Raw genomic sequence first — 11,652 nt, 5'->3', positions numbered from 1 at the left:
ATTTTCTTTCTGAACGATTAATAATACTTTTGTTCTCCTTCTATGCTTTCCAAAACATTCAACTCTTATAAGCAGGCATTTACAGGTTTATCAAAAGAAACCTGGTTACTATCATGGATCATGCTTGTAAACAGAAGTGGAACGATGGTGGTGCCTTTTCTGAGTTTGTATCTCACAAGTCCTGCAATGGGTTACTCACTCAGTCAGGCAGGTTTTGTATTTGGTTTGTTTGGGGCAGGCGCATTTACAGGAGCCTATATCGGTGGAAGACTTACTGATAAAATTGGTTTTTATAAAATTCAGCTGATCACATTGCTGGGTGGCGGGTTGTTATTTATGGTGTTGGGACAAATGAAAAGTTATCCGCTCATTTGCATCTTTACATTTGTATTGAGCTTTGTGAACGAAGCTTTCCGTCCTGCCAACTCAACAGCTATTGCGTTTTACAGCAAGGAAGAAAACAGAACAAGATCTTATTCACTCAACAGGTTGGCCATTAATTTTGGCTGGGCCGTTGGTAGTGGCTTAGGTGGATTGATCGCACATTTCGATTATGAATTATTGTTTTGGATCGATGGTATCACAAATATCTCAGCAGCATTACTCTTGTATCGATTACTGAAACCACCGGTACAGGAACTAAAAAAAGAATCTGTGGCTGCTTCAACTGTAAAAGCTCTTTCTGCTTACAAAGACAAAGTGTATTTATGGTTTATCCTCTGTTCCTTTTTATTTGCTGCCAGTTTCTTTCAGCTATTCACCAACCTTTCTGTTTACTTTAAAAAAGAACGTGGTTTTTCTGAACCGTTTATCGGCTTTCTCATGGCGGCAAACGGAATCTTTATTGTGTTGACAGAAATGGCATTGATCTATCGCCTGGAAAAAAGGAAGACGCCTTTATTGTTTGTTGTATTGGGTGTACTGCTTACAGCCATTGCTTTCCTCCTGTTGAATTTTTTTAACATCGATCATGTCATGGCAATGATCATTATCCTGTTTATTACAGTTGGTGAAATGCTGTCGATGCCGTTTATGAATAGTTTCTGGATCAGCCGAAGCGATCACAGCAACCGTGGACAATACGCTGCGCTGTATACAATGGCATGGTCGGCTGCACAAACCTTTGGGCCCATGTTCGGTGCAAGGATTGCAGATCAATCGGGCTTCACTGTTTTATGGTGGGTTGTTGGGGCAGTATGTATGCTGTCTGTAATTGGTTTCAACCTTTTACGTAAACAACAAACAGGAGCAGATTCAGTAACATTAAACCAGCAAGAAAAAATTATGAAAGATGAAGTTGCGGCCGCACAGGATATGGCGGGGTGAAAACCCGTTTCTTATTGATCAGAAGCAACGGTCTGCAGCTTGGTTCATCCTCTGGAATTAGTCTTTCACAACTCCTTTCCACTCATCCAATTGTTACTAAATTTTTTCATTATGTGCTTTTAAAAAGAATTTTTTCCGTCTATCTTGTTATATCTCTAAGTCATCATTTCTCTTAAAACCAAAACTAAGCGCATGAGAAAGTTCAAACTGCTCAAACTACTATTGAGCCTACTGCTCATTCCATTGTGTATGCAGGCACAAACCAGGAAAGTAACCGGCAAAATTTCTGATGAAAAAGGCGAGCCTGTTTCATTTGCAACAGTTACCGTCAAGGGAACACAAAAAGCCGTTGTATCAGATGTAAATGGCATCTTTTCAATTGAGCTAACCGGCAATCAAAAAACGCTGGTCATCAGTTCAGCCGGTTTTGAAGATGTAACGGTTGATGTATCATCAACAAGTGAAGTAAACGTTACACTAAAAGCTGGTACTGCTTTAGGCGAAGTTGTTGTTACAGCATTCGGTGTTCGTCAACAAAAAAAATCATTGGGTTTTGCAGCAACAGAGATCAACAACAAACAGTTGATGGAAAGCAAACAACCCAATCTGGTGAATGCAATACAAGGTCGTGTGGCCGGTGTGCAGATCAATTCAACCGGTGGCGGCCCGGGTCAAGGCGCTAACATTGTTATCCGTGGACCAAAAAGTGCATTGGGTAATAACCAGCCATTATTTGTAATTGATGGTGTTATTGTCGATAATTCAACTGTAACAGAAGGGGGCAATGCAAATCTTCGTGGTATGAGTAACCGCATTGCTGATATTAATCCTGATGATATTGAAAGCATGAGTATCCTGCGAGGTGGTGCTGCTACTGCTTTGTACGGTTTCCGTGGAAGTAACGGTGTCATTGTTATTACAACCAAGAGTGCGAAGGCCGGTAAAATGCGTGTAAGCTATAATGCAACTTACGGTGTTGAAGAAGTAAATAAGTTTCCTGATGTACAGACAACGTATACACAAGGTTACCGCAGTAATAACCAGATCTACTACAGCTCTACAGATTTCTTTCCAAGTTGGGGACCCACAGTTGCTGCCGCAAAGGCATTGGACCCAACACATCCAGATAAGATCTATCATCACTATGCAAGAGCATACCAACAGGGTAACCAATTCCGTAACACACTCAACGTAAGTGGTGGTAACGAAAAAGCATTGGTGAATACATCGTTCAGTTACTTTACCCATAACGGTGTTTTACCCAACACGAATTACAGTAACTGGAATGCACGTGTAAATGCTGTTCTGAAATTGAGTGATAAACTGCAGTTTAATCCATCTTTCAACTATATCAACAGCGGTGGTCTTCGTTATAATGCAGATCGTTTTAATGAAAGTCTCAGCTACTGGAGTCCACGTTGGGATGTGAAAGATTATAAAACAGCTGATGGTGCGCATAAAACCTACGGCAACAACAACCCCATCTTTGGTGCATATTATAACACGTTCAAAGATAATGTTGACCGTATGCTTTCTAATCTTGCGCTTACATACTCACCTGCAAACTGGTTAGATATTTCTTACCGTCTTGGTTTGGATTTCACTTCCGATAACCGACGTGCAACTGCACCCGGACAAATAGCAAGACCGGGTGTTGTTAATTTCGGCGATAACCCACTGGGCTTTGTTGGTGAGTACAGAATATTGAACAAAGTACTTAACAGCAACCTGCTTGTTACCGGTAAGTTTAATTTCGGTGAGAAACTTACACTCAATGCAAGAGCAGGTCATGATGTTGTTGACATCAATTATAACTTTCAACAAACACAGGGATCTGAGCTTGACATTATCGGGCTTACTACATTAAATAATGCAAGAGTAATTACACAAAACAGCAGACGTACCCAGTTACGTACCATGGGTATTTTTGCTGATGCTACGCTTGGTTACGATAACTTCCTGTACTTAACACTTACAGGTCGTAATGATTATGCAAGCTCAGTAGCAAGTGGCAACAGCAGTTTCTTTTATCCAAGCGTAAGTCTTGCTTATGTCTTCAGTCAACATTTTAAAATGCCCGACTGGATCTCTTATGGTAAGTTGAGAGGCTCATTTGCACGTATTGGTATTGCACCTGTTGAACCATATTTAACCAACACCTATTATAACAGCGCATTCGGTCAACCTGTAAACGGCGTTAATGGCTGGACAAGAGATGATGTGAAAGGATCAGAAAACCTGAAACCTGAGTTTACCGATAACCGTGAAGTAGGTTTGGAAATGCAGTTCCTTAATAACAGAGTTGGTTTTGATGTAAGTTTTTACCAGATTAACAGTAAAGATGTGATCAACCGTGTACTTGTTCCAACTTCAACCGGCTTTACATCGTATGTACTTAACTCGGGTGAAATTGAAAACAAGGGTATTGAACTGGCAGTGAACGGAACTCCCATACGCAACAACAATTTTACATGGGAAGTAAATGCCAACTTCACAGCAAACCGTAATAAGGTTGTTCGTCTTGCAGAAGGTTTAAATGAAATTGTAATTGCATCACAGTTTGGTTATTTGTCAAGTGGTGCTACACAAAAATGGGTGGTGGGTCAACCCGCAGGTGGCTTATATGGTGTTGCCTACACTCGTTATTACGGATCACAAACCGATGATCGTGTAACTTTGCGTCGTGATCTTCCATTACTGATAGCAAGCACCGGTAACCTTGCAGGATTCCCGATACGTGATGCTACCAATCAACGTTTGCTTGGTAATTCACTGCCAAGATTTATGTATGGAGTAAGTAATTCATTTACCTACAAGCAATTCAATTTGTCATTTTTGTTTGATATGCGTGCAGGTGTACAACGCTTTAACCAGTTAGGCAACTTCATGAGTGCATTTGGTATTGCCAAGTATACAGAAGACCGTAACGATTTCAGAGTGTTCAATGGCGTAATTGCAGGAGGTGCAGCTAATACGCAACGTGTGTGGCTCGGCATGGAGGTTGGACCTGATGGCCGTGATTATGATGATGGTTTTTACCGTAACATACATCGTGGCGTTACAGAAAATTTTGTGGAAGATGCAGGCTGGGTGCGTTTACGCAACCTCAGTTTATCTTATACACTTCCCGCAAAAGTATTGGCTAAAACAAAATATATCAAAGGTGCATCTTTCACAGTCACTGGTAACAACCTTTGGCTCAGCACACCATTTACCGGCTTTGATCCTGAAAACAGTTCAAATCCTTCCGGCAGCAATGCAGATGGTTTTGCCGGCTTCAGCTATCCGGGTGTACGCAGCTATTTTGTAGGCATTAACGTAAACTTTTAATGCAGTACAATTTTATCATGCTTAAATCACAGATTATGAAAAAGAATTTCAAACTATATAAAAGCATCGCAGCGATACTACTGATGCTCATTGGTTTTACGGGATGTAAAAAATATCTCGATATCAACAACGATCCAAACAGGCCAACAGAACCAACCATCAATGGTATTCTTGCTGCAACTACACAAAATACCGGGTTGAATGTTTTTCGTGCAGCCAATGTGAGCAACTATTATGTTCAATATTTTGCATCGCCCAATGCCAACTCGCCAACAGACATATATGACCGTGTTGACTTCAGCACCACCTGGCGTTTGCTTTACGATAATATGGCCGACATTTATGATCTTGAGCAGCTGGCAATTAAAACGGGAAGTACTGCACATCTTGGCATGGCAAAAGTAATGATGGCCATCAACCTCAGTCTTACAACCAACATGTGGGGTAATGTTCCTTTTAGCGAAGCATTGTCAGGAAAAAACCTGAGCCCGAAATATGATAATGCACAGGAACTGCATACACGTTGTTTAACATTGCTTGATGAAGGCATTGTTGAGTTACGTAAGAACCCAACCATAACAGTTACTGCGAATGCTGATTTTCTTCATGCCGGTAACCGCACTTACTGGATACGGACTGCCTTCAGTATGAAAGCAAGATTGTTGAATCAATTGAGTAAAACACCCGGTTACAGCGCTACTAATGTTTTAGCTGCTGTTGACAGTGCTTATACAGCTGCTGCACAGGAGGCGAAAGTATCAGTGTTTACATTACGTAACCCGTGGGCAACTCTTGCACGCAACAATGCTGCACTTGTGTTAGATGCATGGCTCAGTACAAATATTATTCAATCAATGAACGGCGTTCGTTATGGTTATGTTGATCCACGCATCAGCCGGTTTACCGACACAACAAGATATGGCGATTACCGTGGTACACGTAATGGCGCAGGACGTGTGGGAACAGGTACCAGTCGAGACGAATGTTATCTCACAACAAATGGTTATTACAGTGCCGATGCCGCTCCATTGTTTGTCATTACACTGGAAGAAGTTAAGTTCATTGAAGCTGAAGCTGCATTACGTGCAAATAATGCATCAAGAGCATACACTGCATATATCGCCGGCATTACTGCTCATATGAATAAACTCGGCATCTCTTCAGGAAACAGAGACACTTATTTGGCCCTGCCGGCAATTGGAGTTGGCCAGGGTAATCTTACACTACCCATCATCTTCCGTGAAAAATATATCGTGATGTTCCTTAGCCCGGAAGCATGGGTGGATGCACGACGTTTCAATTATTCATACACAGGTTTTCAATTACCATTGAGCGCATTACTTGCTCAACCGATCCGACGGTTAGATTATCCATCAACTGAGCAATCATTGAATTCAGGTAATGTACAGCAAGTAGCTGCATTAACAGATCGTTTATGGTGGGACCTCTAATTTCAGTTAATATAACAGAAAAAGCCGCATCAGTTGATGCGGCTTTTTTCTTTGTGCAAACGGTTGTTTTCTGCTTTCAGCATTGATTAACTTATTTTCAGGGCTAAAAGAAACTGCATGCAGCAACAAACAATACAGATGATTATCCCAAAAAAGGAAACCAACCTTATCCCGATGATTATGATCTGCGCCCTGTTTTTCATTTTCGGGTTTGTAACATGGGCAAACGGCACATTAATTCCTTTTTTCAAACTCTCATTCGGCTTAACTGATTTCCAGGCTTTCTTTGTTACGTTCTCGTCGTACATGGCCTATTTCTTTTTGGCTTTGCCTTCGTCGTGGATACTAAAAAAAACAGGATTTAAGAACGGGCTCGTTCTTGGTTTGCTCATACTAGGTGTTGGCTCGTTATTATTTATACCTGCTGCAAAATCAAATTCATTTGCATTGTTTCTAACAGGAATATTTATACAAGGTTCAGCACTTGCGTTATTACAAACTGCTGCAAATCCATATCTCACTATTATTGGTCCAATTGAAAGTGCTGCAAAACGTATCAGCTTTGCAGGCATCTGTAATAAAACAGCAGGCATACTTGTTCCTATTATCATGGGTACATTGTTTCTTAAAAATGCAGCAGCTATTGAAAAACAAATTGAAACAGCCACAGGCATTGAAAAACAACATCTATTGCAGGAAGTATTGGGCCGTGTGAACATGCCGTACATTGTTTTAGCCATTGTTTTTTGTTTATTCTCCTTGCTCATAAAATTCACGCATCTACCGGAAGTACAGGTTGAAGAAGATGTAGTGGATGAAGGAAGTGGTGAAGTAGTGCATCATAAAAGTATTTTCCAGTTCCCGCATTTATTCCTTGGTGCATTTTGCATTTTCGTTTACGTTGCTGCCGAGGTTATGGCCGGTGATATTATTGGTGTGTATGGAAAAGAACTCGGTATCAGTGCTGATATTTCCAAATTCTTTACTTCGCTCACCTTGGGTGGAATGTTGATTGGTTATATCGCAGGTATCATTGCCATCCCGAAATATATTTCACAACAGAAAGCATTGCGCATCTGTGCCATGCTCGGTATCATATTCAGTATTGCCGCATATTTTACCGGTGGCTATGCATCGGTAACTTTTATTGCATTGTTAGGATTAGCCAATTCATTAATGTGGCCTGCTATTTTCCCGCTTGGCATCAGTCACCTTGGTAAGTTTACCAAAACAGGTTCGGCTATTATGATCATGGGTATTGCGGGTGGTGCTATCTGGCCAATGATTTATGCATATTTAAAAGATAACCTAAAACTTGATTTTCAACTGGCATTTTTTATTGCGGTGTTACCATGCTATTTATACATACTCTACTTTGCCGTGAGCGGACATAAAGCAGGTTTGAAAAAAAGATACACAGCATAATCATACTTCGCATCCTTAACTGAATTAAACAATTTCTGAATAAACGGTAAGTTGACAGAAGTGAGCAACAGGAAATTTAGGTGATGATGTTTCAGTAACTAATATGATTGTTTGTTTATTCAATACGTTCAGCATGCTGAACGTATTTTTATTTTCAGCTGAAACAGTAACCGTCTTCAGATTCACATCAGCCTTCAATCCAACACAAACAACATACTACCTGAGTTTAGCTAAGCCATACGAATACATATTTAAAATACTTGTAATTCTTACACATGTTTCATAATTTTAAAAGAGCTTACTTAATGTTTGTGCAAAACCAAATCCACAGTTTATTCATCCGTTTTGTCAAAATAAGTAATGAAATCTATGAAACTATCTATCCGGAGTTCAATACTTTCAGCATTGTTGCTTTTTACAATTCTCATTGTATCCATTGTATATATTACCATTCGTCGAACAGCAACATTGAAAGATACCAACGAGGAATTAATGTATTCAGAAGAAATACGCTACGAATTACAGCAGCTACTGCTTGCTGTGCTCGATAATGAAACAGGCGCCCGTGGTTATGTTATTACCAGTAATGAAAGCTTCCTTGAACCTCTTTATGCGTCTGAGCGAACATTAAAATCGTATACCAGTCAGCTTGAACATCGTATTCAGAATCCTGCCATCAAGTTGATCTTTACAGACTCATTGAAACCCCTTATCAGTAAGCGGATCGTATTTTCAAGATTAATGATTAAAACAAAAATGCTGCACAATCCTGATGAAGTGCTGGCATTGGTTGCAAGTGGTGTAGGGAAAAGATATACCGACAGTATCAGACACTATGGTGTAAAAATAAATGCTTTACAAAATTCTCATCTGCAGCAAAAGCGCAGTAATAATGAGCGTGCGCTTCGGCAAATGAATATTTTCTTATTTGCCATGCTATTCAGCATCTTCTTTCTATCAGTCCTTAATTTCAGATGGATCGTTCTGTATTTCAGAAAACAAAAACAAACAGAAGAAGAACTTGAAGAAAAAGTGCAGAAGAAAACAAAAGAAGTACTTGAAGGTGAAGTAAGGTTCAGGAAAATGATCGAACAGATTTCAGATGGTTTTTTCTCGTTGGATGTTAACTGGCGTTTTACTTATATAAATGCAAATGCTGCACAACTGTTCAAGCAAAGTAATCAATCGGTTACTGGCAAAAACATTTGGGAGTGTTTCCCGGAAACAGTGGGCGGCGAAATTCATACCGCCTTTCAACAGGCCATGAGCTCACAAAAGGAAGTATTCTATGAAGGTTACTCTACTTATTTTAAACGCTGGACCGAGATCAGTATTTATCCTGCAACAGACGGATTGGTGATTTATTTCAGAGACATCACAGAAAAGCGTTTGGCCGAAATGGAAGCACAGCGGAGCCAGGAACAGTACAAAACATTAATTGAACGCATCAGCGATGCATTCATTGCTGTTGATCATGAATTCCGCTATACATTTCTAAACAAACAGGCTGAAGAACTGATCCATAAGAAAGCAGACGATCTCATAGGCAAAACAGTCTGGGAAGTATTCCCTGATGCAGTTGGCTCAGATACGTTTCGTGCATTTGAAAAAGCAATGAAAGAACAGGTTTATGTAACCAATACAGATCATTATCCGGCACTTGATCTTTGGCAGGAGAACCATATCTATCCGTCGAGTGATGGTCTGTCTGTTTTTATCCGCAACATTACTAAACTGAAAAAAAATGAGATTGCAGCAAGGAACAGCGAAGAGATCAGGCGCATCATTATGAACTCTTCACTTGATGCTATTATTTGTGTTGATAACAGCAACAATATCATTTTCTGGAATAACCAGGCTGAGAGTCTTTTTGGTTGGACGTTTGATGAAATAAAAGCAAAGGCTTTCCATGAAACAATTATTCCGATGGCCTATCGCCGGTTCGCAGAAAAAGGCATCCTGCATTACCTGCATTCAAGAAATACTGAAAGCTTAGATCGTATAATCGAGACAACAGTTGTAAATCGGGAGGGCAAAGAATTTCCAGTTGAGTTCTTCGCTTTAAAAGTACTTACCGATAACAACAGTTTTACCTGCGCCTATATTCGTGATATAAGTAATCGTAAAGAGCTTCAACAACAACTGATCAGGCAGCAGAAAAAAACGGCAAGGGAAATTACTGCCACTGCTATCGATGCACAGGAAAAGGAGCGTAATGCAATCGGTCAGGAATTGCACGACAACATCAATCAACTGCTTGCCGGAACAAAACTGTTATTACAGATGATTCAAAGCAATCCTCAAAAACATACGCAATATCTTGCCATGTGTGTTGATGCCATAAACCAGGTAATGAATGAAAACAGGCGTATTGCGCACGAAATGGTGACACCTTTTTTAAACCAGGAAACACTTGTTGACCTGATCTACAAAATTGCAAACAGCATGCTTGCCTTTGTGGGTATTGATGTGGAAGTTGAGCTTAACAACTTTAACGAAGACAGCCTGAACGAAAAACAAAAACTCACACTTTACCGGATTGCGCAGGAGCAGTGTACGAATATTATTAAATATGCCAATGCTTCTAAGGTAATCTTTGCACTTGAATCAAATGAAATGTCAGTTCGATTAACCATCAGTGACGATGGCGATGGTATGCCAACAAAAGCAGCAAAAGATGGTATTGGTTTAAAAAATATTGCAAGCCGGTTAAGTGTGTACAATGGCACAATGGATATTATAACAAGTCCGGGTAATGGATTTATGTTATCGGTTGAATTGCAGACGGAAGATTTGTACCAGGGGGTTTGAGTTTATACTGGCTGAATTAACCCTGATTACTTTTTCATTTTCTTCACTAACTCAATCAATTGCCTTTTTAAGCTCTCGCCATCAGTTGGTTTTGCGGCATTACCATCCACGAGCTTTCCATCCTGATCGATTATAACATAAGTAGGATATCCCAACACTTTGTAGTAAGCTGCCAACAAACTTTGTTTATCCAGCAACTGCGTACCTTTGTAGTTATACTTCTTAATCGCATTTCTCCAGTGTTCTTCATTTATATCAACCGAAACAGGAAGAATTGCAATGGGTAAATCCTTTACTTCATCCATTAAGCGGTTAATAGCAGGAATGCTTTTGACACATGGACCGCACCAGCTGGCCCAAAAATCAATGAGTATAATTTTTCCCTTGTATGATGAAAGTGAAACTGTATCAGCTTTTAATGCAGGAAGAGAAACATCATATAGAGAACGCATATTCTTAACTCTCTTAAAGGTGGCGCTATCGAGGTAATGGGAGAAAAGCTGCCAGTTATCGCTACGGGCAAAAGCATCATTCAAGATATACTTACCAAAAGCACTTTGCTGAACACGTGGACTGAACGATTCAAAATAGTTCATGATTGTGTCTACGGGATATAACCGAACATACCGTTTGAAAATTGCTCCGGAAAAATAGGAATCGGGATGTGCTTTAATATAGTCCAACGCTATAGCGGATCGTAATTCTTTCAATAAGCTGAGTCTGTTTTGAAAATCCTGCATTCGTTTTTCCCGGGCAGCTGTATCAGCAGGATCTTTACTCCTTAAAAATTTGCTGTATGCTCTTGCGTACTTTTCATCAGACCGTAGAAGAATACTGTTTTGCATTTCCCACTTCCGTTTTTCCGTTTGCGCAAGTGATCCGGTAACTCTGTCTTGCACTATATTGGAATCTATCATTGTTAACTCTACATCAATATTTCCTTCTTCAACAATTAAGGTGTAATAACTTGAATCCTCAAACAATGCGTTAGGTTTACAAATAAAGATAATTTCAGCCGACCGGTTCACAGTTCCAGATAAATGAAATTTTCCATTTCGCAAGACAACACGCTCACGAAAACCTTGATTCTTATTACAATCAAAATACAGGTAATAGATGGTATCTGAATAGGGGTTGTTGATCGTTAGGTCTACATTAAACTGCACGCAAGAATCAACAAACTTGAACTGGGCGAAAGATTGAGTTACCGCCAATAATAAAAAAAAGAGAAGCAAGGGCTGTTTTTTCATTTGTAAGCATATGTTCTTTAAAAATAATAATCCTTTCTAAAAAAGCCCTTAAAAAATAC

Annotated in this window: 6 protein-coding genes; 5 read left to right on the top strand and 1 reads right to left on the bottom strand. The window is 39.8% G+C overall.

What is annotated here, in order from left to right; translation table 11 throughout:
* The first annotated feature begins 42 nt into the window (after positions 1–42).
* The 5 genes from VK159_RS08880 (at position 43) to VK159_RS08860 (ending at position 10,343) form a co-directional block, all read left to right on the top strand.
* Complete coding sequence (locus VK159_RS08880) at positions 43–1,326, top strand: MFS transporter (RefSeq protein ID WP_324229775.1); 1,284 nt, start codon at positions 43–45, stop codon at positions 1,324–1,326.
* 192 nt (positions 1,327–1,518) lie between these two features.
* The gene (locus VK159_RS08875) at positions 1,519–4,656 is read left to right on the top strand and encodes a SusC/RagA family TonB-linked outer membrane protein (protein ID WP_324229774.1); all 3,138 of its coding nucleotides are present in this window, start codon (positions 1,519–1,521) and stop codon (positions 4,654–4,656) included.
* A 35-nt stretch (positions 4,657–4,691) separates the two neighbouring features.
* Positions 4,692–6,107 (top strand): SusD/RagB family nutrient-binding outer membrane lipoprotein, encoded by a 1,416-nt coding sequence (locus VK159_RS08870; protein ID WP_324229773.1) that lies wholly within the window; start codon positions 4,692–4,694, stop codon positions 6,105–6,107.
* 117 nt (positions 6,108–6,224) lie between these two features.
* Positions 6,225–7,532 (top strand): sugar MFS transporter, encoded by a 1,308-nt coding sequence (locus tag VK159_RS08865; RefSeq protein ID WP_324229772.1) that lies wholly within the window; start codon positions 6,225–6,227, stop codon positions 7,530–7,532.
* Between the two features lie 369 nt (positions 7,533–7,901).
* Complete coding sequence (locus VK159_RS08860) at positions 7,902–10,343, top strand: PAS domain S-box protein (RefSeq protein WP_324229771.1); 2,442 nt, start codon at positions 7,902–7,904, stop codon at positions 10,341–10,343.
* Between the two features lie 26 nt (positions 10,344–10,369).
* Here the strand turns inward: VK159_RS08860 and VK159_RS08855 are convergent, their stop codons facing one another.
* Positions 10,370–11,593, bottom strand: a complete 1,224-nt coding sequence (locus VK159_RS08855) for a TlpA disulfide reductase family protein (RefSeq protein WP_324229770.1) — start codon at positions 11,591–11,593, stop codon at positions 10,370–10,372.
* Between the last annotated feature and the right edge of the window lie 59 nt (positions 11,594–11,652).

Source organism: Lacibacter sp. (genome assembly GCF_035299325.1).
Classification (GTDB): domain Bacteria; phylum Bacteroidota; class Bacteroidia; order Chitinophagales; family Chitinophagaceae; genus Lacibacter.
Note: the sequence above shows the minus strand (reverse complement) of the source record. Positions and strands in the feature narration are given on the sequence as shown.